At 33.8% G+C, this 23,334-nt stretch carries 20 protein-coding genes; 11 read left to right on the top strand and 9 right to left on the bottom strand.

Translation table 11 applies throughout. The features are described from left to right. Positions 1-7 precede the first annotated feature (7 nt). The 5 genes from FLAVO9AF_RS13485 to FLAVO9AF_RS13505 form a co-directional block, all read right to left on the bottom strand. Positions 8-679 carry a hypothetical protein gene (locus FLAVO9AF_RS13485; RefSeq protein ID WP_159689853.1) on the bottom strand — a complete coding sequence of 224 codons (672 nt, stop codon included), beginning with the start codon at positions 677-679 and terminating at the stop codon, positions 8-10. Between the two features lie 85 nt (positions 680-764). Beyond that, positions 765-2,024: a hypothetical protein gene (locus FLAVO9AF_RS13490; RefSeq protein ID WP_159689856.1), complete on the bottom strand. Its 1,260-nt coding sequence runs from the start codon at positions 2,022-2,024 to the stop codon at positions 765-767. 270 nt (positions 2,025-2,294) lie between these two features. After that, on the bottom strand, positions 2,295-2,858 hold the full coding sequence (gene frr / locus FLAVO9AF_RS13495; RefSeq protein WP_159689859.1) for a ribosome recycling factor: 564 nt from the start codon (positions 2,856-2,858) through the stop codon (positions 2,295-2,297). Between the two features lie 69 nt (positions 2,859-2,927). Then, a complete protein-coding gene (gene pyrH / locus FLAVO9AF_RS13500; protein WP_159689864.1) occupies positions 2,928-3,635 on the bottom strand; it encodes a UMP kinase in 708 nt (235 codons plus the stop codon). A gap of 61 nt (positions 3,636-3,696) precedes the next feature. Continuing rightward, positions 3,697-4,479: a patatin-like phospholipase family protein gene (locus FLAVO9AF_RS13505; protein ID WP_159689869.1), complete on the bottom strand. Its 783-nt coding sequence runs from the start codon at positions 4,477-4,479 to the stop codon at positions 3,697-3,699. A 90-nt stretch (positions 4,480-4,569) separates the two neighbouring features. Between FLAVO9AF_RS13505 and FLAVO9AF_RS13510 the strand changes: the two genes are divergently transcribed. Continuing rightward, a complete protein-coding gene (locus FLAVO9AF_RS13510; RefSeq protein ID WP_159689872.1) occupies positions 4,570-5,178 on the top strand; it encodes a thioredoxin family protein in 609 nt (202 codons plus the stop codon). A 365-nt stretch (positions 5,179-5,543) separates the two neighbouring features. On the opposite strand, the gene truB is transcribed toward FLAVO9AF_RS13510, so the two are convergent. The 4 genes from truB to FLAVO9AF_RS13530 are packed head-to-tail and all read right to left on the bottom strand — an operon-like array spanning position 5,544 to position 8,241. Beyond that, a complete protein-coding gene (gene truB, locus FLAVO9AF_RS13515; RefSeq protein WP_159689875.1) occupies positions 5,544-6,233 on the bottom strand; it encodes a tRNA pseudouridine(55) synthase TruB in 690 nt (229 codons plus the stop codon). Then, positions 6,233-7,027, bottom strand: a complete 795-nt coding sequence (locus FLAVO9AF_RS13520; protein WP_159689878.1) for an undecaprenyl-diphosphate phosphatase — start codon at positions 7,025-7,027, stop codon at positions 6,233-6,235. Before FLAVO9AF_RS13520 ends, truB begins: the two co-directional genes overlap by 1 nt. Before the next feature lie 44 nt (positions 7,028-7,071). Continuing rightward, the gene (locus FLAVO9AF_RS13525; RefSeq protein WP_159689881.1) at positions 7,072-7,314 is read right to left on the bottom strand and encodes a DUF3098 domain-containing protein; all 243 of its coding nucleotides are present in this window, start codon (positions 7,312-7,314) and stop codon (positions 7,072-7,074) included. A gap of 51 nt (positions 7,315-7,365) precedes the next feature. Beyond that, entirely contained in the window at positions 7,366-8,241 is an 876-nt protein-coding gene (locus FLAVO9AF_RS13530) for an ABC transporter permease (protein WP_159689884.1), read from the bottom strand. Between the two features lie 162 nt (positions 8,242-8,403). Here FLAVO9AF_RS13530 and FLAVO9AF_RS13535 point away from each other — a divergent pair, with 162 nt between their 5' ends. The 10 genes from FLAVO9AF_RS13535 (at position 8,404) to aroA (ending at position 23,175) form a co-directional block, all read left to right on the top strand. Continuing rightward, positions 8,404-11,454 (top strand): leucine--tRNA ligase, encoded by a 3,051-nt coding sequence (locus FLAVO9AF_RS13535; RefSeq protein WP_159689887.1) that lies wholly within the window; start codon positions 8,404-8,406, stop codon positions 11,452-11,454. Positions 11,455-11,537: 83 nt separating this feature from the next. Further along, positions 11,538-11,715: transposase (locus tag FLAVO9AF_RS15805; protein ID WP_370516470.1), on the top strand; the 178-nt coding region annotated here is incomplete at its 3' end. Positions 11,716-11,955: 240 nt separating this feature from the next. Next, on the top strand, positions 11,956-12,933 hold the full coding sequence (gene rsgA, locus FLAVO9AF_RS13545) for a ribosome small subunit-dependent GTPase A (RefSeq protein ID WP_159689893.1): 978 nt from the start codon (positions 11,956-11,958) through the stop codon (positions 12,931-12,933). Further along, entirely contained in the window at positions 12,933-13,385 is a 453-nt protein-coding gene (dtd, locus tag FLAVO9AF_RS13550; protein WP_159689896.1) for a D-aminoacyl-tRNA deacylase, read from the top strand. Before rsgA ends, dtd begins: the two co-directional genes overlap by 1 nt. A 136-nt stretch (positions 13,386-13,521) precedes the next feature. Further along, a complete protein-coding gene (locus tag FLAVO9AF_RS13555) occupies positions 13,522-15,435 on the top strand; it encodes a DUF3857 domain-containing protein (protein WP_159689899.1) in 1,914 nt (637 codons plus the stop codon). A gap of 5 nt (positions 15,436-15,440) precedes the next feature. Then, a complete protein-coding gene (locus tag FLAVO9AF_RS13560; protein ID WP_159689902.1) occupies positions 15,441-17,462 on the top strand; it encodes a DUF3857 domain-containing protein in 2,022 nt (673 codons plus the stop codon). Between the two features lie 32 nt (positions 17,463-17,494). Then, on the top strand, positions 17,495-19,450 hold the full coding sequence (locus tag FLAVO9AF_RS13565; protein WP_236552323.1) for a DUF3857 domain-containing protein: 1,956 nt from the start codon (positions 17,495-17,497) through the stop codon (positions 19,448-19,450). Continuing rightward, positions 19,450-21,423, top strand: a complete 1,974-nt coding sequence (locus FLAVO9AF_RS13570) for a DUF3857 domain-containing protein (RefSeq protein ID WP_159689910.1) — start codon at positions 19,450-19,452, stop codon at positions 21,421-21,423. Before FLAVO9AF_RS13565 ends, FLAVO9AF_RS13570 begins: the two co-directional genes overlap by 1 nt. 73 nt (positions 21,424-21,496) lie before the next feature. After that, positions 21,497-21,823, top strand: a complete 327-nt coding sequence (locus FLAVO9AF_RS13575; protein ID WP_159689915.1) for a nucleotide pyrophosphohydrolase — start codon at positions 21,497-21,499, stop codon at positions 21,821-21,823. Between the two features lie 107 nt (positions 21,824-21,930). Beyond that, positions 21,931-23,175, top strand: a complete 1,245-nt coding sequence (gene aroA / locus FLAVO9AF_RS13580; RefSeq protein WP_159689919.1) for a 3-phosphoshikimate 1-carboxyvinyltransferase — start codon at positions 21,931-21,933, stop codon at positions 23,173-23,175. The last annotated feature ends 159 nt before the right edge of the window (positions 23,176-23,334 follow it).

Raw genomic sequence — 23,334 nt, forward strand, 5'->3', positions numbered from 1 at the left:
AGTAGAATTAACTAAACCAATTTGGCATTCCTATATGCGTTTGCACCCATTTGCCATTTTTTTTTCGATAGATAACGATATTTGTACCATAATTATAGGTAGGAGATACTATTCCGTGAGAAAAAGTAAAAATAAGGTATTCATTGTTTTGATAATACAAAGGCTCAGAAAAATAAAAATCTTCATAATCATTAGGTTTAAATAAATACTTTTTTTCATAGGCTGGAGTGCCAAATTCCAACGGTTCAAAAATTATATTTTTATGGTTAAAAATTTCGGTACCCCAGCAACATTCACCTCCTTGGAAAGTCGCTTTTTCTATTTCTGATGCAGAGTTTTTGCTGTATTTTTTTCTTGCTATTTCCCACTCAGCTTCTTTGTAGAATGTTTTATCTTCGTAGTCTTTTGTATTGTCTATTGAATCCAATGCATAAATTTCATTTAATTTAAGAATTCTTAATGTCATATCTGTGTTGATTTTTTTGCTATGAATTAGAACTACTTTTGAACGATCTTTAATCTTTGTTGCTAAAAAATCATTAATTACTGCATATTTTTCTTTTAATGTGTCATTAACCTCTGTAATTGGAGCACCAGTTTCAACTTTGCTTTTTTCATATCTTGCAGCACAACTTATTATAAAAATTGCTGAAATAATTAAATAAATAATTTTTTTCATATCGTTTATATTTTTTTTATGGCTAGAAACAATAAATATTTTTATTGTAGGCTTTAATTGAATTGATAAATTATTTTTTCTTTATTTAATTACACTTTTTTCCAATTGCATATTGTCCCTGTGAGTATACTCCATTTTGTTCAGCAAGTATTCTAGCTAAAATCCTATCTCGATTTGGATTTCCAATAGGGTATGTTTTGTCAAATACTGCTGTTTTATGTAAACCACTCCATGCCATATCTAAAAATATCTGCTTATCAGCTAGAGTACTTGGAATTCCTCCTGTTTCATTCCATTGAAATTGTTCTAAAGCAGTTGCAATTGCCTCAACATATATTTTGGCCATATCCTCGTGTTGAGCCATAACTGCAGCTTGTGTATTATTACGTTTATTAACGAACGCTTTAAATAATTCCGGAAAATTTGTTAATTGTGGTGTTGTTGTTGTGGGATAATTGCTATCATCTACAATACTTAACATATAAGCATGAATTATTTCGTGTAATAAAGCTGTGGCTCTATAAAGGTCTGATGCTGTAGTATAATTGTCTTTTGAAACGGTTATTAAATAATTATTAGTAGAAGTCTTTATTGTCTCGGCAAAACTATCTACTTTTTGCATAGCTCCCATCATCATAGTAAGTTTGTAAATAGTAGTTGCTCCAAATTTTTTAAATATACTTGCAATATCTTTTTCATTACTATTTTTCAACTTTTCCATTATTGCTTTGGTGCAAGGGTCTAATTGAGAATAATCAATTTTTTCTTCTAGTATATCTGCATTTTCTTTGAAGACAGTTTGGTAATTTTTTGATAAGTAGGGAATATGAATGTCGTCATTTCCATATTCAGAATCGCATGGATAGGCTACAGCCATATTTTTATATGTCACTTCTGTTTTTACAAGTACTTGTCCAATGTATTTAGTTAAGAAAACCTCGCCAGTTGATGCGTATTTCCATATTTCATATCGATCTACATAGTATTCGGTAATTAATTTTACTACAAAAAAAGCATTACACTCAGGTATTTTGTTGGTTGTTGAATTCTTATTGGGTTTGTAAAATAGTTGAATCACATTTTCAAGAGGCTCAATTTTTTTTTCATTAGAAGGGTTTAATATTTTTCCTTTGTTGATGACTAATTGTCCTAGTAATGTTCCATCCAAATTGAAAATATTTAATGTTCCTGAATAATTATTTAATTTTTTTATGGTTCCTGGATATAAATCGCCGTTTGTGTTTGAAAAAGCTTCTATGAGATACGAATATAAGGTATTATTGTTTTTTAAAGTTATAAGTTCATATTTTAATGTCTTCTGAAATAACTTAGAATTGATTTTCACAGAATCTTTTTCTTTAGCTTCGAGTTCAAATATTTCATAGCCTTCTTTTTCTTCTCTTTTAATATCTTTCCAGTTTATAATAATATTGTTAGAAATGTTTTTATTTACAAATTGTGATAGTTTTAGGTTGTTTTGTAAATGATGAATATAAAAGTAAATAACACAAAATTATGTCTTAAAAGCAATACCCACATTTAGTGATTTTTAATCATAAAAAAACCGTCTCCAAGATACTTTTGGAAACGGTTTAGTATATGTTTGTTGTGAAAGTTACACTTTCATAATTTCGGCTTCCTTAACGGCTAGCAATTCATCGATTTTTTTGATGAAAGTGTTGGTTAAGTTTTGTACTTGCTCTTCTGCGCTTTTGCAAATGTCTTCCGAGGTACCGTCTTTTTCTAATTTTTTGATATCGGTATTGGCGTCTTTACGAGCGTTACGAATTCCAATTTTGGCGTCTTCGGCTTCGGCTTTGGCTTGTTTGGCCAATTCTCTACGACGGTCTTCTGTCAAAGGTGGAACGCTAATGATGATAATGTCTCCATTGTTCATTGGGTTAAACCCTAAATTAGCCACCATAATTGCTTTTTCTATTGGGTGCAACATACTTTTTTCAAACGGTTGCAAAGTAATGGTTCTCGCATCAGGAACACTAATTTTCGACACTTGAGAAAGCGGTGATGCAGACCCGTAATAATCTACAAAAACACTTCCAAGCATTGCTGGAGAAGCTTTCCCCGCGCGGATATTCAAAAATGATTTTTCTAAATGCGCAATAGAACCATTCATAGATTCTTCTGTACTATCTAATATAAATTCAATTTCTTCAGTCATAATCTTATGTTGTTGTTTGTTGTTGGTGGTTCGCAGTCAACTATGAATTACAAACCTTTAACCATAAACTTATATATTAACTACTGTTCCTATGTTTTCGCCTTCACAGATTTTCAATAAATTGCCTTCTTTGTTCATGTCAAAAACTACAATTGGCAATTTATTTTCTTGACTTAAAGTAAAAGCGGTTGTGTCCATTACATTGAGCCCTTTGCTTAACACATCGTCAAATGTAATGTAGTCAAATTTTACAGCAGAAGCATTTTTTTCTGGATCAGAATCATACACACCATCTACGCGTGTTCCTTTTAAAATTACATCTGCGCTTACTTCGATACCTCTCAAAACGGCTGCAGTATCGGTTGTAAAATAGGGATTTCCTGTTCCAGCTCCAAAAATCACAATACGTCCTTTTTCTAAATGACGATCTGCTCTTCTTTTGATATAAGGTTCTGCAATAGATTCCATTTTTAAAGCAGTCATCAAACGGGTTTTCATTCCGTTATCTTCTAATGCTCCTTGTAACGCCATTCCGTTGATTACAGTGGCTAGCATTCCCATATAATCACCTTGAACGCGATCCATTCCAGAACTTGCACCAGCAACACCTCTAAAAATGTTTCCTCCACCAATTACAATGGCTATTTCTACTCCTTTAGCATGCACTTTCTTAATTTCATGGGCATACTCAGCTAATCTTTTAGGATCAATTCCGTAGTTTAAATCGCCCATTAGCGCTTCACCACTTAATTTTAGAAGGATTCTTTTGTATTTCATTTGTCTGTTGAATTGTTTGTGCAAATATAGCGATATTCTGTTTTTTCTGAAATAATGTGCCTTAAATATCTAAGATTATGTTTTTATAGCTTTTTTTGGCGGCTTCATAGCCAATTTTGAATATGGCATCCATTTTGGTTTTACTCGTTTCAAAGGTACTATAAGCACATAATTCTTCTGGTTCTATCAGCCAATGACACGTATTGAATTTATTTAAACTTGAGTTAGCGGTAAGCAAATCAAAGGCTCTACTGGTAACTGACTTTATCGATGTTAAATCTTTGGCTTGAATTTTTTGCATAGGACTTACATATACACCTATCAAAAAGGCACATTTATCTTGAATTAATTCGGTTGGAAAATGATTCAATATGCCGCCATCACTGTATAATTCCCCATTGATTTCATAGGGAGAAATGACTCCTGGAAAAGCACTTGAAGCTAAAATGGCGTCTATTGTTTTAGTTTTGGCATCAAAAACAGTCAATTTTCCTTTTACCATATTGGTTGCAGTTATGTGAATGGGGATTTTCAAGTCGCCTAAAACGCTATCTTCGAAAATTTCTATAAAATATTCTTTGAAGGATTCAGGATCAATTAGCCCTGCTTTCGAAAAAGTAAAATGCTTCCAGTGGAAAAAGTAAATGGATTTAAAAAAATCCAGAATTTCTTTGGGTGTTTTTCCGCATCCATATAAAGCGGCTACTATGGATCCCGCACTCGATCCAGAAATTTGTGTCGGATAAATGTTTTGTTCATTTAGAAACTGTAAAACTCCTGCATGGGCAATGCCTTTAGAACCGCCTCCTGATAATACCAAACCTATAGGTTTTGATTGTTGCATTACGAATGTGTATTTTGTTCTGATTTAGGTGATTTTTATCACAATAGTTTTGAACGGATATGTTTAATTTTGTCTAAAAATAATAATAAAATGAAAACTTCAATAGCAAAAGCATTATTTCATAGTCATCCTTATACGAATTACAGAAAAATAGTTTCTGATTTACTAAAAGAAGGAAAATCATCTGGGAACGAACAAAGTGAAGATTTAACGCATTATAGTGCTCTAAACGAAACAAGAATGAATCGTTTAGATAAAACAATAAAAATTGATCCAGCCATTGCTGAACAACTAAAGGGATTGCAAAATGAATATATTTGGTTGGTTTTAGCTGAAGGATGGTGCGGTGATGCTGCTCAATTATTGCCAGTTATGAATAAAATGGCATTAGAAACCGATAAAATTGATTTGAAAGTTGTTTTTAGAGATGAAAATGACGATTTAATGCAGCATTTTTTGACCAATGGCGGAAAAGCTATCCCTAAGTTGATTATTATTGATAAAGCTACTTCTGAGGTGGTTGGCGATTGGGGACCAAGACCAAAAGGAGCCAAAGACTTAATTTTGAATTACAAAAAAGAGCACGGTGTGGTTGATGAAACGGCCAAATCAGAGCTGCAATTATGGTATTTACATGATAAAGGAATAAGTACTCAAGAAGAAATTTTGGGTTTAATTACTGAATCTATAGAGGTTTAGTTTGTGACGTAAAACTCTTTATTTCAAATAATTAACAATTATTTTATATTCGTCAACTGCTTTATTGTGGAATTTAATTAGTAAATTAGCAAGGAGTAACCCGATCTATCAAATTTGATTTACTTTTTTATTGGTGTTTGAAATAGTGCTTATCATTTAAAAACACACACCTATGAAAAAGCTATTTGAAAAGTTTTATGACTTCTTTTCTTCAATGTTGTTTGGAGGAAAGACAACAATTCATTATTAACTTCGGTTTAGCCCCAGCTGTTAAAAGCTAAAAGTATGATTTAAAAGTACTTTGAATTTTAAGGAAAACACATCGCAAGTTCTAGAATAAGAAATTGTCATGTGTTTTTTATGTTTTATCCTAAATGTTCTTCAAAAGTAGTTGGTGTTACAGCATTTTGAACATCATAATCACCAATCTTGGTTCTTCGCAGAGCTGTTAAATGTGCTCCAGATTGCAAAGCTTGTCCAAAATCAAAGGCTAGAGATCTGATGTAAGTACCTTTGCTACAAACCACTCTAAAATCAACTTCTGGAAGTGCAATTCTGGTGATTTCAAATTCGTGAATGGTGGTTTTTCTGCTTGCAATTTCAACGGTTTCTCCTGCTCTCGCGTGCTCGTACAAGCGTACGCCATCTTTTTTTATAGCGGAAAAAATAGGTGGTTTTTGATCAATTTCTCCCAAAAATTGTTTTACCGTTTCGTGTATCAACGCATCAGTGATGTGTGTGGTTGGGAAGTGTTGGTCTACTTCGGTTTCTAAATCGTAGGATGGAGTAGTAGCTCCAATATGAAAAGTGCCTGTATATTCTTTGGCTTGCCCTTGTAATTCTGTTATGCGTTTAGTGAATTTACCAGTGCAGATTAATAATAAACCAGAAGCCAATGGGTCTAAGGTTCCTGCGTGACCAATCTTGAATTTTTTTGGCAATCCCACTTTGTTAATCAATAAATACTTCAACTTGTTTACCGCTTGAAAAGAAGTAAAATGCAAGGGTTTGTCAATCAAAAGGACTTGACCTTCTAAGTAGTCTTCGGGTGTCATTAAATGATGGTCAGAGGATGAATGAAAAAATGAATAATAAGCAAGACAATCCCTGCCAATATACGATAGTAACCAAATACTTTGAAACCATTTTTAGTCAAGAAACCAATGAAGGTTTTAATTGCCAATAAGGCTACTATGAAAGCCACGATATTACCAATAATCAAATAGTTTATTTGGTCGTCGCTCAAAACAAATCCGTCTTTATAATAGTCGTAACATTTTTTGACTGTAGCGCCCAACATCGTAGGAACAGCTAAGAAAAAAGAAAATTCTGCCGCAGAAGTACGAGATAATTTTTGCGACATTCCGCCCACAATACTCGCTCCGCTTCGAGAGACTCCGGGAATCATTGCTAAACATTGAAACAAACCAATCTTAAAGGCTTGTTGATAGGTGATTTCTTTTTCGTTTTCTGTAGTAGTGTGATTGAACCACTCGTCTACTTTTAATAAAATAAAACCACCAATTAGCAATGACACTGCAACGGTAACTGGATTTTCAAGCAATCCGTCTATAAAATCGCTTAATAGCAATCCCAAAACGACTGCAGGTATAAAAGCCACCAATAACTTGAAATAGAAATCTAAGGATTGGAAAAACCGTTTGAAATACAAAATTACTACCGATAAAATCGCTCCCAATTGAATCACAATAGTGAATAATTTGGTAAAATCGTCGTGCGCAATTCCAAAAAAAGACGAAGCAATAATCATATGCCCAGTCGAAGAAACAGGCAAAAATTCAGTAATTCCTTCAATAATTGCAAGGATGATTGCTTGTAGTGTATTCATTTTTATGTTTGTAAAATGGAGAAAAGCCAGTAACTAATCACTAATTACTGTTTTTTAGGATTTTTAAGAATAGCATAAATAGTGATTCCAAAACCTATAAGTACCGTTGTTGGAGCCAAACGAATTCTTCTGAAGTCAAAAATAGCTTCACTAAAAACGGCAGGGTCATCACTACCACCGCCAGACATTAGTAGAAACCCAAGTGCAATTACTGCAATACCTATTAATAGGATGATGTAGTTGGTTTTTTCAAAAAGGAATTCTTTTTTTATTTCGTTGTTTTTCATTTTATGGCAACTTAATGAATTATCGAATAGTTGTAGCTGAATATTGAAAGACTAATATAAATCGTCTGTTCTTAGGTTCAAGAAACGTTGAGTAGCAAAGTACGTGCTCAACCAAGTGATTAAAACGCCAAGACCAAATACGCCCAAGAGAATCACAGCAATGATTAATTTGTCTTCTAAAATTCCTAAATCTGGGAAGTTCGTTTCAATATAAATTAATAAAGAAATCAAAGCCACGATAGCCAAACCAGCTCCAATCATTCCTAATTTTATGCTTTTAATGACAAAAGGTTTGCGGATAAAGGATTTGGTAGCGCCCACCATTTGCATCGTTTTGATGATAAAACGATTGGAATGAATCGACAAACGCAAGGAGCTGTTAATCAATAACACTGCAATTATCGTTAGAAAACCACTGATGATTAAAATCCACATACTAACTTTCTTGATGTTATCGTTTACTAGATTTACCAATTGTTTGTCATAAACAATGTCAGAAATCATTGGGTTTTTACGAAAATGACTTTCAATTCTAGTAATACTATCACGAACCACATAATCCGCTTTTAGGTTGATATCGTAGGAATTTTGAAGTGGATTTTCTCCCAAGAAAGTAAGGAAATCTTCTCCAATGATATCTGTGTGTTCTTTGGCTGCTTTTTCCTTGGAAACATATACAAATTGTTTCGGAAATTTAGCCGCTTTTAATTCTTTTTCAAAGGCCTGAAAAGTACTGTCAGTAGCTTCTTTTTTGAAGAAAACAGTCATCGCAATTTTTTCTCTAAAATCATCGGCTAATTTTTTAGAATTCACGATGAATAGTCCTAATGTTCCCAATAGGAATAACACCAAAAAAACACTCAATACTACCGAAAAATAAGAGGAAATTAACCTGCGTTTTTGAAATTTGTCGAAGTTAGAACTCATAGCATACTTTAATTATGGCGTAAAAATAACAAACAAATTCTTTATTTGAAGTTAATAACGCCCAAACTTTCAACTTTCGTACAATAAATGTAAATTTGCGCTTTAAAATTTTTATTATTAAAACTTAGAAACTCAGCTACTTTTTAGCTTTGCAACTCGAAAATGAAATACAATCCTAACGAAATCGAAGCCAAATGGCAAAAATATTGGGCTGACAACAAGACTTTTGCAGCGCAAAACAACTCTGATAAACCAAAATATTATGTTTTGGATATGTTTCCTTATCCTTCTGGAGCGGGATTACACGTTGGACATCCTCTAGGTTACATCGCATCAGATGTGTATTCGCGTTTCAAAAGACATCAAGGTTTTAATGTTTTGCATCCAATGGGCTATGATAGTTTTGGATTACCTGCTGAACAATATGCCATTCAAACAGGACAACGTCCAGAAGATACCACACGTGTAAATATTGACGGGGGAGTAGATAAAGAGGGAAATGCAATTGCGGGTTACCGAAAACAGTTGGACAACATTGGATTTTCATTTGATTGGGACAGAGAAGTGAGAACTTCCAATCCTGATTATTATAAGCATACACAATGGATTTTTATCCAATTGTTTAATTCTTGGTACAATAAAGACACCGACAAAGCCGAAGATATTTCGACTTTGACAGCTATTTTCGAAAAAGAAGGAAATGCTACTGTAAATGCTGTTTGCGATGACAATATCATTAGTTTTTCAGCAAGCGAATGGAACGCATTTTCATCCGATGAGCAACAAAAAATTGTATTACAGTACCGATTAACCTATTTAGCAGAAACTGAAGTAAACTGGTGCCCTGGATTGGGAACGGTTTTGGCAAATGACGAAATTGTAAATGGCGTTTCAGAACGTGGTGGTTATCCTGTGATTCGCAAGAAAATGACACAATGGAGTATGCGAATTTCAGCGTATGCAGAACGTTTGTTGCAAGGTTTAAACGATATTGACTGGAGCGAAAGTATCAAAGAAAGTCAACGCAACTGGATTGGAAAATCGGTTGGGGCGATGGTAACTTTCAATGTGCAAAATCACGAAGCAAGTATTGACGTATTTACAACCAGACCTGATACTATTTTTGGAGTAACGTTTATGACCTTGGCTCCAGAGCACGAATTGGTGGCTCAAATTACAACTCCAGAACAAAAAGAAGCTGTAGACGCTTATATTGAAAAAACAGCGAAACGTTCCGAAAGAGAGCGTATGGCCGATGTGAAAACTATTTCGGGAGTGTTCACTGGTGCTTATGCGGAACATCCGTTTACCAAAGAACCCATTCCAGTTTGGATTGGCGATTATGTGTTGGCGGGTTACGGAACTGGAGCCGTAATGGCGGTGCCTTGTGGAGACGAAAGAGATTATGCTTTTGCAAATTTCTTCAAAGGTCAAAACGGGATGCCAACTATCAAAAATATCTTTGACCAAGACATTTCAGAAGCGGCTTATGGCGCCAAAGAAGGGTTTCAATTAATCGATTCTGATTTCTTGAACGGCTTAGGTTACAAAGAAGCGACTCAGAAAGTTATTGCCGAACTAGAAGCGATAGGTCAAGGTAAAGGGAAAATCAATTACCGTTTGCGTGATGCAGTGTTCTCGCGTCAACGTTATTGGGGTGAGCCTTTTCCAGTATATTATGTGAACGGATTGCCACAAATGATTGATGCCAAACATTTGCCAATCGTTTTACCAGAAGTAGAGAAATATTTACCAACTGAAGACGGATTAGCTCCTTTGGGGAATGCAGCAGTTTGGGCTTGGGATAGTGTTCAGTGTTCAGTGGTTAGTACTCAGTTGATAGACAACCAAACCATTTTTCCTTTAGAATTGAATACGATGCCAGGATGGGCAGGAAGTTCTTGGTATTGGATGCGTTATATGGATGCGCAAAACGAAACCGAATTTGCTTCTGCCGAGGCTTTGAAATATTGGGAAAGCGTAGATTTATACATTGGCGGAAGCGAACACGCGACAGGTCACTTGTTGTATTCTCGTTTTTGGAACAAATTTTTAAAAGACAAGGGTTTTGCTCCGACCGAAGAACCATTTAAGAAGCTGATTAATCAAGGGATGATTTTGGGGACGAGTGCGTATTATCCATATTTTGATTTTACAGTAAATATCTCTGTCGATTCTTATAAACATCCAAATAATGATTTGCAAATAGTTTCAAACATTTTTAAAGATCAAGAAAACACAAAAAATGAGGATTTAATTTTTGATTCATCTTTTTTAATAGATGAAGAATTATTTAAAGAAAAATTTCTTGATTTATTTAAGAAGAAGTTTGATTACGAAGAAATTTCAGATGAAGATATAAAATTTGAAATAGTAAATCGTTCGACAAATGTCACTCCTAAAAGGATACCATATAAAAGTATTGATCCGATTTCATTTGAAATAAATATTGAGAAACTAAGAGAGGATACAATGTTTCCGTTTGCGATTAAAATGTCAAATGAAAAATTATTTGCAACAACTGAAATAGGTAAAATGTCTAAAAGTTGGTTAAATGTAGTTAGTCCAGACGATGTTTGTGCAGAATACGGAGCGGATACCTTGCGTTTGTATGAAATGTTCTTAGGACCATTGGAACAAGCCAAACCTTGGAATACGGCAGGAATTTCTGGAGTTTTTGGTTTCTTGAAAAAACTATGGCGTTTGTATTTTGATGAAAACGGTTTGATTGTAAACAACGACGAACCTACCAAAGACAACTTAAAGTCATTACACAAAACCATCAAAAAAGTGGCAGAAGACATTGAAGGATTCTCTTTCAATACTTCGGTTTCACAATTTATGATTTGTGTCAACGAATTGTCATCACAAAACTGTCATTCTCGTGCCATTTTAGAGCCATTAGCAGTGGTGATTTCGCCTTATGCGCCTCATATTGCAGAAGAATTGTGGTCGTTGTTAGGTCACGAAGGGTCTATTGCAACTGTTCCGTTTCCAGTTTTTGACGCGCAACATTTGGTTGAAAGTGAAAAAGAATATCCAGTTTCTTTCAACGGAAAAATGCGTTTCACCATCAAATTGCCTTTGGATTTAACCAAAGAACAAATCGAGGAAATCGTAATGCAAGATGAAAGAACCCAAAAACAATTAGACGGCAGAACGCCAAATAAAGTGATTATTGTGCCAGGGAAAATTATTAACTTGGTAGGGTAAATTATTAAATTATAGCTTTAAAAAATCCAAATTCCAATTTTAGACTGCCCCCAAAAAGTTAGACACTATTTGGGGGTATTTTTATGGAAAGAAAAGTCAGATATGATGCTTCATTTAAACTTGAATGCGTAAAATTAGTATTAGAAAAACATTATTCGTGCAATTATGTTTCTAAACAAAAAGGTCTAAATGAGTCTAACATTCGTAAATGGGTTCGATTTTATAAGCAATATGGCAGTATTGGTTTGCTGCCAAGAAAAANATAATTACACGAATAATGTTTTTCTAATACTAATTTTACGCATTCAAGTTTAAATGCAGCATCATATCTGACTTTTCTTTCCATAAAAATACCCCCAAATAGTGTCTAACTTTTTGGGGGCAGTCTAGTTTTGGGATTTTTTTATTTTTTTTTAGGGTTCTAAAATCATAAATATAAAATCGTTACTCTTCAATCATAAATCATTTATCTTTGCAAACATTTAAATCTAAAATCTGAAAATGACAGGAACCGTTTATAAATCTACAGGAAGTTGGTACACCGTGAAATCCAATCAAGGCGATTTTATTGAATGCAGGATGAAGGGGAAGTTCCGAATGAAAGGAATTAAAAGTACCAATCCCATTGCAGTAGGCGATGTAGTAGATTATGAATTGGAAGAGACTTCGGATACCGTTACGGGTACGATTCATCATATTCACGACCGTAAGAATTACATTGTTCGAAAATCAGTGAATTTGTCGCATCAAATGCACATTATTGCGGCCAATATTGACCGTGTTTTTCTGTTGATTACCATCAACAATCCTCCAACTACGTTTAGTTTTATCGATAGATTTTTGGTTACTGCCGAAGCCTATGGTATTGAGACTATTTTGGTTTTTAACAAAATAGATACTTTAGACGATGTTACCTTAGATGATCAATTGTATATGCAACACGTTTATCAGGAAATAGGGTATCAATGTTTGCGCGTTTCGGCTGCTGAAGGTAAAGGTGTCGAAGCGTTGAAGGAATTAATGATAGGTAAAACAAGTATGTTCTCGGGACATTCGGGTGTTGGGAAATCGACTTTGGTTAATGCTTTGGAACCCACCTTGGATTTGAAAACCAAGAATATCTCCGAGCAAAGCAAGCAAGGTCAGCATACCACTACTTTTGCAGAGATGTATGATTTGTCTTTTGATGCTAGTATTATTGATACACCAGGTATCAAAGGATTTGGAATTGTAGATATGGAGCCTCAAGAAATTAGCGATTATTTTCCTGAATTTTTTAGATTGAAAGAACAATGCAAGTTCAACAATTGTTTGCATAAAGAAGAACCGCATTGTGCTATAAAGTCAGCTTTAGAAAAAGATGAAATCGCTTGGTCGCGTTACAATAGTTACCTTAAAATCCTTGAAGGCGACGACGAACATTACCGTGTGGATACGTATGATGAAGATAGAAAAGCAAGTGATAAAACGAGGGAGTAATGAGAGTCATAATCCAAAGAGTAACGAATGCCTCAGTAACAGTTGAGAGCAAAATAGTAGCCGAAATCCAAAAAGGGCTGTTGGTTTTTGTTGGAATTGAAGAAGCCGATAATCAAGAAGATATGGATTGGTTAGTGACCAAAATTACGCAGCTTCGTATTTTTGGTGATGAAAATGAGGTAATGAATCTTTCTATTCAAGATGTTGGAGGAGATGTGCTTGTGGTCAGTCAGTTTACGCTTCACGCAGCTACCAAAAAAGGGAATCGCCCTTCGTATATCAAAGCCGCAAAACCTGATATCGCCATTCCTATGTATGAGCGTTTTGTAAAAGCCTTAGAGAGTAAATTAGGAAAAAAAGTACCCACCGGTATTTTTGGTGCGGATATGAAGGTTTTATTGTTAAATGATGGACCAGTAACCATTCAAATAGACTCAAAAAATAGAGAATAATTTATTTTTTTATTACAAGAATTACTATATATTTGAGTACCACAAATTAAAGTCAGAAAAACAAATTCAATTGCTTCAGCTGTAAATAGTTGAGGCTTTTTATTTTTAAATTAATTTGTTAACCCCTTCTGATTTTATGAATCGTAAGTTATTTTCGTTTGTTTTTTTGTTCATTTTCTCATTTTGTGTTCGAGCCCAAGAAGCTAAATATGAGGTATCGTCCATTCCTGATAGTTTAAAAACGAATGCGAATGCAGTACTTCGATTAAGCGAACTTACTATTGATATTCTTTCTCAAAGAAAAATGGTGATTAAAACCAAGCGAGTAGTAACTGTGCTGAATGAAGCGGGAATGAGCGCTTTGGATGCCTATGCTCATTATGATAAATCGACGAGTATTTCTAGCATACAAGCAAGGATAGTAGATGCTACAGGAAATGAACTAAAAAAGTTCAAAAGAAAAGATTTCAAAGATCATAGTGCAGTTGATGGTGGTACAATTTTTTCGGACAACAGAGTGTTGTATTTAGAGTATACACCTATCAATTATCCGTTTACAATGGTTTTTGAATGCGAAACAGAAACTTCTACTACTGCTTTTATTCCACAATGGTTTCCTTTACCTGATTATTTGTTGAGTGTTGAAAAAAGTGTTTTGAATGTAACCTTTCCAAATAACTTAGGCTTTAAGAAAAAAGAAAACAATTTTTCGAACAAGAATATCCAAAAAACACTCGACACAGCCACTCAGCTAAGTTATACTGCTACCAATTTAGTAGCAATGAAACCAGAGGATTATAGTCCTTATTTTTACGATATTTTGCCAAGAGTCATTATGGGGTTAGAATCTTTCCACCTCGAAGGAGTTGATGGAAATGCCAAAACTTGGGAAGATTTTGGTAAGTGGTATTCTAGCAAAATTTTGTCAGGAACAATTGATTTGCCACCAACAACTGTTTCCAAAATAAAAGAGTTAGTTGGGACAGAACAAGACCCTGTAAAAAAGGCCAAAATTGTATATGAATTTGTACAGCAAAAAGTACGTTATATCAGTATTCAAGTCGGAATTGGAGGTTGGAAACCTATGCTTGCTTCGGATGTAGATCGATTAGGTTATGGCGATTGTAAAGCCTTAACCAATTATACTCAGGCTTTATTAAAAGCAGTTGATGTGCCTTCTTATTACACTATTTTGTATGGCGATAGAAAACGAATTAATATTGATGCTGATTTTGTTTCGATGCAAGGCAATCACATTATTCTGACGATTCCTGTTGGCAATCAATATACTTGGTTAGAATGTACAAGTCAAACCACACCCTTTGGATACCAAGCCGATTTTACAGATGACCGAGATGTTTTGATTATCAAACCTGAAGGGGGACAAATTGTTCACACCAAAATTTATTCAGCCAATGAGAATTCGCAATTAAGTAAAGGTTCTTATACTATAGCCTCTAATGGAGACTTTTTGGGCCAAATTCAAATCGTCTCTCAAGGAACACAGTATGGCGATAAAGAACAAGTAGAGCGCCTGCAGCCAGATCAAAAAGAAAAGCATTATAAAGAATTTTGGGATGACATCAACAATTTAAAAATTGATAAAATCACTTTCGAAAACAACAAAAAAGAGATTCGCTTTGTAGAGAATGCAAAGTTGTCCGCTACGAAATATGGCACATTTACTGCCGATAAAATGATGGTAACTGTAAATGCTTTTAATCGCATTTCAAGTGGTGTAAAACGAATTAGAAACCGTAAAACACCTTTTGAAATTGCGCGTGGGTTTTATGATGAGGATGAAATTACCATCCATTTACCTTTAGATTTTGCTATAGAATTTATTCCACCAGCCTTTGAGAGCAAAACCAAATTTGGAACTTACACCATTTTATTAGTCAAAAAAGAGGATCATACTTTGATCTATAAAAGAGTTTTGTTGGTCAATACTGGAAAGTATACCAACAAAGAATATGATGACTACCGCCTTTTTATGGAAAAAGTCAGTCAAAATGATAACACCAAAATTGTCCTAACCAAAACCCTTTAATTTTTATGAAAATTACCAAAATTATTATCTATTCATTTGTTTTGTTACTCAATCTTACTTGTTTAGCACAAAACTTTGAATTAGGAAAAGTTTCAATTGCTGAACTTGAAGAAAAACATCATCCAAAAGATACCTCGGCAGTAGCGGCGATATTGTTTAAAAAGGGGAAAACTTCATTTGAGTATTCGCAAGAGAATGGTTTTATGTTGCAAACTGTAGTAAAGGTTAGGATTAAGATTTATAAAAAAGAAGGATACGATTGGGCTAATAAAGCGATAAATTATTCGATAGATTCATCGCCTAAAGAGTCACTAGATTTTTCCGATGCGGTGACTTATAACTTGGTCAATGGAAAAATTGAGAAAACGAAATTAAAAAGCGATGGTATTTTTGTTGAAAAAATTAATAAGTATTGGAATAGAAAGAAAATCACAATGCCTAATGTAAAGGAAGGCTCAGTGATTGAATATGAATACGCAATAAGAACACCAAATAAAGTGCATCCTAGAGACTGGGATTTTCAAACCTCAATTCCAGTAAACTATTGCGAATATAAGACCTTTATTCCGGAATACTATACTTACAATACCTCGGTAAAAGGTTTTATCTCACCTGAAATAAATGTAGTGAAGAATAGTAAATCTATAAATATTACTTCAAAAGAACGATATAAAGCCGCAGGACTTAGTCCAACTACAACGTCTTATTCTAATGATACTTATACGTATATGGAAACAGTATCTACATATGTTACAAAGAATCTTCCAGCAATGAAAAACGAGAGTTTTGTAAATAATATTGATAATTATACCTCTAGTTTGGTCTATGAATTAGCAACCATTCAATTTCCGGGAGAACCTATAAAATCTTTTGCAACCGACTGGAATTCGGTAGTTAAAACGATTTATAATTACGAAGATTTTGGTCCTGAGTTGAACAAAACTGGTTATTTTGAAGACGAAATAAAAGCCTTAATTGCGCCATTAAACTCGCCAGAAGAAAAGATTGCAGCAATTTTTACTTATGTAAAAAATAGTGTAAAATGGAATGGTCTTTATGGATTCTATTGTGAGCAAGGTGTAAGAACTGCATTCAAAAACAAAACAGGTAATGTTGGGGACATTAATTTGATGTTGACAGCTATGTTGCGTTTTGCGGGATTAGAAGCGAACCCAGTCTTGGTGAGTACAAGAGATAACGGAATTGCGTTGTTTCCAAGTAGAACAGCTTTTGATTATGTTATTGCAGCCATAGAGAGTTCTAATGGATTGGTTTTGTTAGATGCTACTGAGGCTAATGCTATGCCAAACGTTCTTCCAACTCGTGATTTAAATTGGTTTGGACGCTTAATTAGAAAAGATGGGTCTTCTTCAGAAGTAGATTTGATGCCAAAAACATTGTCCAATGTTGTTGTAACAATGAGTTATGCTATAGAACCCACTGGAAAAGTTAGTGGCAAAATGCAACGACAGTTAACGCATTACAATGCAATGTTATTTAGAAACCGCGTAAACGGTGAAAATCAAGACGCTTATCTAGAGAAATTAGAAAACGAAAATGGAAAAATAGAAATTGAAGATTACAAAAGGCATAATGAAAAAGAATTAAATGCTCCTTTAGGTGAAGTTTTTTCTTTTACAGGGTCTAATTTATGTGATGTCATTCAGGATAAAATTTATATCAATCCTTTGTTGTTTTACACTTATAAAGAAAATCCATTTAAGCAAGAAACCAGAGAGTATCCAATAGATTATAGTTATCCTTTTACAGACAGATATGCAATAAATATTCAGATTCCTGAGGGATATGTCGTAGAAAGTGTTCCTGCGCCGGTAAATATGGTGATGCAAGATGATTTAGGGGGTTTCAAGTTTTTAATTAATGTGTCAGGTAATATGATTCAACTTTCGGTACAGCATCAAATAAAAGTGCCAATCGTAGCCTCTGATTATTATGAAATGCTAAAAGAGTACTATCAAAAAATGATTGAAAAGGAAAACGAAAAAATCGTCTTGAAAAAAGCTTAATGATAAGAAAAATAGTCACATTATTATTTGTCATGAGTTTTACAATTATTGGTAAAGCTCAAGACTTTCAATTAGGAAAAGTTACGGTTGAAGAGCTTCAAGAAAAACAGCATCCCAAAGATACGTCAGCGGTGGCGGCAGTTTTGTTTAAAAAAGCAAGAACTTTTTTTACTTACACAGTAAAAGAGGGATTTATAGCAAATCATGAAATTCAATATCGCATTAAAATTTATAAAAAAGAAGGGTTGAAATGGGCTACCTTCGAAGTTCCCTATTATGTAGGGTATAAAGAATATATACCAGACATTGTGAAATTTTCGGAGGCTTATAGTTATAATTTGGAACAAAATAAAGTTGTAAAAACCAAATTGAATAATGAAGGCAGTTTCAAAGAGCAAATCAATAAAAATTGGAAAAAGGCTACAATTACTTTTCCTGATGTAAAAGAAGGTACTGTGATTGAGTTCAAATACATTCATAAGTCTGAGAATATTTTTAAGTTCCCCGATCTTGAACTCCAGTATGATATTCCTGTGAATAGTTTTGTTTATAAAACACAAATACCCGAGGTCTATATTTACAAAAGTATTCTAAAAGGAAAACAAGAGGTCAAAACTGTCTATGATGTGTCTTCTGGGTCTAACAATTATGAAGATGAACTCGGACAGAGTGCTACTTTGAGGTACAAGCAAATAAACACAACATTTTCTGCTCAAGATATTCCTGCCTTTTATCCAGAAAAGTTTGTTGATAATCACGATAATTACAAAGTTGCAATTCAACAGGAGTTGGAAAGAATTCGCTATACTGATAAACCAGACAAGGATTATTCTGTAACTTGGGAGGGAGTCGCTAAAACTATTTACAAAGAAAAAGAGTTTGGTGAAGAGCTAAAACTTACTGATTATTTTACGCCTTATCTTCAACAATGTTTGAATGGAAAATCTACCGGAATTGAAAAAATGGATGCTGTTTTTAAGCATGTTCAAGGGCGAATGAATTGGGATAACAAATATGGAGTTTATGCTGATAAAGGTGTTAGAAAAGCCTATGAAAGTCAAACAGGAAACATTGCAGAGATAAATTTTATCCTGATTAATATGCTGAATAGCGCAGGAATTCAAGCGAATCCTGTTTTGGTTAGTACTTTGGATAATGGTGTTCCTGTTTTTCCTGGTAGAACGGGCTTTAACTATGTAATTGTTTCGGCATTCGTTGATGGGAAAACGTATTTGTTAGATGCCTCAAATAAATTTACAATACCTAATATTTACCCACTTTCATTAATCAATTGGTCGGGTAGAAAAGTCTTATCTGACGGTACTTCAAGCGAGGTGAGTATGACAGATGTAGCTACTTCAAAGAATATGTATGGAATAAATATGAAGTTAGATGCTAAAGGTGTTCTAGAAGGGGCTTTGAGAAACCAAAAGACCGATTTTGAGGCACTGAGTTTTAGAGAAAAAAATGCAAATCTAAATCATGAAGGGCATATAGAAAGACTAGAAAATCAATTTAATGGATTACAGATAATTGACTATACTATAGAAAATGCAAAAACAGAGTTGTCTAAGCCTCTTGTAGAGTCGTATTCTTTTAAAATAGAAAACGCTTTTGATAGGATTGGAGGAAAATTTTTTATTTCCCCATTGCTGTTTTTTACGACACAGAAGAATCCATTTATAGCAGAAGAAAGAAAAATGCCGATATATTTTGGGTTTCCTAAACAAGATAAGTATGTGATTAATTTAGAAATTCCAGAAGGGTACGTTGTAGAATCTTTACCATCACCTCTAAGAATTATGGCGCAAGACGGTATTGGGTCGTTTACTTGTAATGCACAAGTTGTCAATCAAAATATTCAAATTATTATAACCAATGAAATAAGTAAAGTCTTAGTAGATGCTTCATTATATCCTATGCTAAAGGATTATTATCAAAAAATCATCGAAAAGCAGAACGAAAAAATAGTCTTGAGAAAAGCTTAATGATAAGAAAAATAGTCACATTGTTATTTGTCTTGAGTTTTACAATTATTGGTAAAGCTCAAGACTTTCAATTAGGAAAAGTTACGGTTGAAGAGCTTCAAGAAAAAAGGCATCCTAAAGATACTTCTGCGGTTGCCGCAGTTTTGTTTAAAAAAGGGAGAATGGAGTTAATGCTTTCTCAAAAACACGGTTTTATGTTAAACACCATAGTTAAAATGAAACTGAAAGTTTATAAGAAAGAGGGATATCAATGGGGTGTTGAAAAAATTAAACTATATGCTACTGAAAAAGTCAAGGAGGAAATATCTTTTATAAAAGCTTCAACTTATAACCTAGTTAATGGAGTAGTTGTAGAGTCCAAAATGGATGATAAAGCCACTTTTGATAATAGAATTAATAAGTTTTGGAATCAAAAGAACATAGTTTTTCCCAATGTAAAAGAGGGTTCAGTAATCGAATACGAATACTCTATAAAAACTCCTTTTTACAAACGTCCACGTGATTGGAATTTTCAAACGGAAATACCAGTTAATTATTCAGAATACAAAACAATAATTCCAGAATTTTATATATACAATACGATAACCAAAGGTTTTTTTTCACCGAAGATTGATTTCAAATTGAAAGAGAAGAAGGCTACTTTAGAGATATCTAGTCTTCTTAGAATTGAGGAGTATAAAGAAAAACACACAACTTATATACTTGAAAATTTACCTGCTTTAAGGAATGAAATTTATGTAAATAATGTAAATGATTATTGTTCTAGTCTCATCCAGCAAATGGCCTCTGGTGATTTTAAGATTAGGGATGAAAAAGAAGAGGCTGAACAATGGAATAAAGTACTTCAGTCAATTTATGATTTGGAGTTTGCTAAAGAGTTAAGCCAAAACACTTTTTTTGAACAAGATATTAAACCTTTAATTGTTTCCCTATCCACCCCAGAGGAAAAAATAATAGCTATTTTATCATATGTAAAAAATAATATAAAGTGGAATGGTGACCTAGGTTATGAAGCAGAAAATGGCATTAAAAAAGCTTTTAAAATTAAATCTGGTAATATAGGAGATATTAATATACTGCTTACGAGTATGCTAATATATGCAGGCTTAGATGCAAACCTAGTTCTTAGTAGTACTCGTGAAAACGGAATTGCAGCTTTTCCTGTAACTTCAGCTTTTGATTATGTTATTTCTTCAGTAAAAACTCCTGACAAAATTTTTTTATTAGATGCTTCTGAATATAATAGTATGCCCAATATTTTGCCTCTTCGGGTAATAAATTGGTATGGGTATTTAATTGTAAACAAAGGGAACTCGCAAAAGATTAATTTAGTAAAAAGTGAAAGTTCTTATAAATTTACTTCAATGAATTTCGAGATAGCTCCTGATGGAGTGGTAAAAGGTAAATTAAAGCAACAGCAAAATAACCACAACGCAATGTTATATCGGGACTACGTGGCTAATGAAAACTTAGAATCGTATATAGAAAAATTAGAAATTGAAAGTGGAAAGATAGAAATTAAGGATTATCATAGAGAAAATGTAAATGAATTACAAAAGCCAATAGTAGAATATTTTTCCTTTTCTGGAAATAGTTTATGTGAAGTAATTCATAATAAAATCTACTTTAGTCCTATGTTGTTTTTTGCTTTAAAAGAAAATCCTTTTAAACAAGAAACGAGAGAGTATCCGATAGAGTATGATTTTCCATTTGAAAATAAGTATCAGATTAATGTTAGAATTCCAGAAGGATATAGTATTGAGAGTGTACCAAATCCCATTGAGATTTCAATCATTGAGGATATTGCAAAATTTAAGTTCTTAACAAAAGTTATTGATAATGAAATTCAGATTTCAGTTGTTCATCAAATAAGAGAATCAGTTATTAAGGCTCAAAATTATGATTTGCTAAAAGAATACTATCAAAGAATCATCGAAAAGCAGAACGAAAAAATAGTCTTGAAAAAGGCTTAGTCGTCTTTGTTTCGACTATCAATCCTTCCAAACTTTATAGACTTTAGTTACCTTTGAGGCAAAATAAGCTATTATGAACTTGAAAAATGCGCAACTAGACGTAGATAACTGGATTAAAGAACATGGTGTTCGTTATTTTAACGAATTGACGAATTTGGCTCAGCTAACTGAAGAAGTAGGCGAGGTAGCCCGAATCATTGCTCGCCGTTATGGAGAACAGTCCGAGAAAGAAAGCGATAAAAACAAAGACTTAGGCGAAGAATTGGCCGATGTTGTTTTTGTTGTATTGTGTTTGGCCAATCAAACAGGAATTGATTTGCAAGCCGCTTTTGATAAAAAAATGGATTTGAAATCTGTTCGAGATAAAAATCGTCACAAAAACAACGAAAAACTAAAATAATTAGTCAAGGCTAAATTGTGAATTGTGAGTTGTGAATTGTAAATTGCAGCCCAAAAAAATAGTGGAGTTGCCTATCAATTCACAACTCACAACTCATATTTAAAGCTATGAATTTACAAATACATTCTGCAATTTCAACTCTCAATGCTACTATTTCAATCACAGGTTCCAAAAGCGAAACCAATAGATTGTTATTGTTGCAGGCATTATATCCCAATCTTGTTTTGACGAATACTTCGAATTCTGATGATTCAGAAGTGATGACCAAAGCCTTGCAGAATACTCAGTTTTCGGGTGCTGATTCCCAACTTATAGATATTCATCACGCAGGAACTGCAATGCGTTTCTTAACGGCTTTTTTTGCAGTAAGCGAAGGAAAAGAAGTGATTTTGACAGGCTCTCAGCGTATGACGGAGCGCCCTATAAAAGTATTGGTTGAAGCATTGCAGCAATTAGGTGCTCAGATAGCTTACGAGAAAGAAGTAGGATTCCCACCTATCCGAATCAAAGGGCAAAAAATAACCCAATCCAAAGTTAGTATTCCTGCCAATGTGAGTAGCCAATACATTTCGGCACTTTTACTAGTAGCTCCAAAACTAGAAAACGGAATCGAATTGACATTGGTTGGCGAAATTACTTCTGTTCCTTATATCAAAATGACCTTGGCTTTGCTGAATGAAATTGGTGTCGAAACTAAATTCGAAGAAAATGTCATCACAGTTAAACCATTAACAACAAACTCAAAACAACAAACGCTAACAGTCGAATCCGATTGGAGTTCTGCGTCTTACTTTTTCAGTTTGGCAGCTTTGTCGAACGAAGCTACTATCGTATTGAATAGCTATAAAGAATCAAGTTTGCAAGGCGATTCGGCTTTAGTTGAAATCTACGCCAAAATGGGAGTCGAAGCTCGTTTTGAAGCAAACCAACTGACCTTAGTGAAACAACCTAATTTCGATTATCAATCGGTTACTTTTGATTTGAATAATACACCAGATATTGCGCAAACCATTGTAGTTACTTGTTTGGGACTTGGTATAGGTTGTCATTTAACTGGACTACATACCCTAAAAATCAAAGAAACCGACCGTTTGGAAGCGCTACGAATTGAACTAACAAAATTAGGCGCAGCCATTACTGTTACTAATGATAGTTTGACTTTAGAACCTTCTAAATCCATTTTGCCTAATATCGCCATAGATACCTATAACGACCATCGTATGGCTATGGCTTTCGCTCCTTTAGCCTTGCGCGTTCCTATTATCATAAACAATGCTGAGGTGGTTTCTAAATCGTATCCAGATTTCTGGACAGATTTAACAACTCTTGGATTTCAATCTGCTGAGGTCTAATTTAATACTCTAATCTACAACGCTTTTCTTTTTATTTAATTTACAAAGTAAAGCGTTGTAAAGAGGCGTGTTTGTTACGAAAATTAAAATAAACACCAAAACACTTGACAACGCCTATCTCGTAATCGTATATTTGCAGCCAGATTTTTATTAAGTCAG

Origin of the sequence: Flavobacterium sp. 9R (assembly GCF_902506345.1) — a bacterium.
Classification (GTDB): domain Bacteria; phylum Bacteroidota; class Bacteroidia; order Flavobacteriales; family Flavobacteriaceae; genus Flavobacterium.

Excerpts from the sequence above, each read along its gene's own strand:
- FLAVO9AF_RS13485 (WP_159689853.1), bottom strand. The coding sequence starts at position 679 with ATGAAAAAAATTATTTATTTAATTATTTCAGCAATTTTTATAATAAGT.
- frr (WP_159689859.1), bottom strand. The coding sequence starts at position 2,858 with ATGACTGAAGAAATTGAATTTATATTAGATAGTACAGAAGAATCTATG.
- pyrH (WP_159689864.1), bottom strand. The coding sequence starts at position 3,635 with ATGAAATACAAAAGAATCCTTCTAAAATTAAGTGGTGAAGCGCTAATG.
- FLAVO9AF_RS13505 (WP_159689869.1), bottom strand. The coding sequence starts at position 4,479 with ATGCAACAATCAAAACCTATAGGTTTGGTATTATCAGGAGGCGGTTCT.
- FLAVO9AF_RS13510 (WP_159689872.1), top strand. The coding sequence starts at position 4,570 with ATGAAAACTTCAATAGCAAAAGCATTATTTCATAGTCATCCTTATACG.
- truB (WP_159689875.1), bottom strand. The coding sequence starts at position 6,233 with ATGACACCCGAAGACTACTTAGAAGGTCAAGTCCTTTTGATTGACAAA.
- FLAVO9AF_RS13520 (WP_159689878.1), bottom strand. The coding sequence starts at position 7,027 with ATGAATACACTACAAGCAATCATCCTTGCAATTATTGAAGGAATTACT.
- FLAVO9AF_RS13525 (WP_159689881.1), bottom strand. The coding sequence starts at position 7,314 with ATGAAAAACAACGAAATAAAAAAAGAATTCCTTTTTGAAAAAACCAAC.
- FLAVO9AF_RS13530 (WP_159689884.1), bottom strand. The coding sequence starts at position 8,241 with ATGAGTTCTAACTTCGACAAATTTCAAAAACGCAGGTTAATTTCCTCT.
- FLAVO9AF_RS13535 (WP_159689887.1), top strand. The coding sequence starts at position 8,404 with ATGAAATACAATCCTAACGAAATCGAAGCCAAATGGCAAAAATATTGG.
- rsgA (WP_159689893.1), top strand. The coding sequence starts at position 11,956 with ATGACAGGAACCGTTTATAAATCTACAGGAAGTTGGTACACCGTGAAA.
- dtd (WP_159689896.1), top strand. The coding sequence starts at position 12,933 with ATGAGAGTCATAATCCAAAGAGTAACGAATGCCTCAGTAACAGTTGAG.
- FLAVO9AF_RS13555 (WP_159689899.1), top strand. The coding sequence starts at position 13,522 with ATGAATCGTAAGTTATTTTCGTTTGTTTTTTTGTTCATTTTCTCATTT.
- FLAVO9AF_RS13560 (WP_159689902.1), top strand. The coding sequence starts at position 15,441 with ATGAAAATTACCAAAATTATTATCTATTCATTTGTTTTGTTACTCAAT.
- FLAVO9AF_RS13565 (WP_236552323.1), top strand. The coding sequence starts at position 17,495 with ATGAGTTTTACAATTATTGGTAAAGCTCAAGACTTTCAATTAGGAAAA.
- FLAVO9AF_RS13570 (WP_159689910.1), top strand. The coding sequence starts at position 19,450 with ATGATAAGAAAAATAGTCACATTGTTATTTGTCTTGAGTTTTACAATT.
- FLAVO9AF_RS13575 (WP_159689915.1), top strand. The coding sequence starts at position 21,497 with ATGAACTTGAAAAATGCGCAACTAGACGTAGATAACTGGATTAAAGAA.
- aroA (WP_159689919.1), top strand. The coding sequence starts at position 21,931 with ATGAATTTACAAATACATTCTGCAATTTCAACTCTCAATGCTACTATT.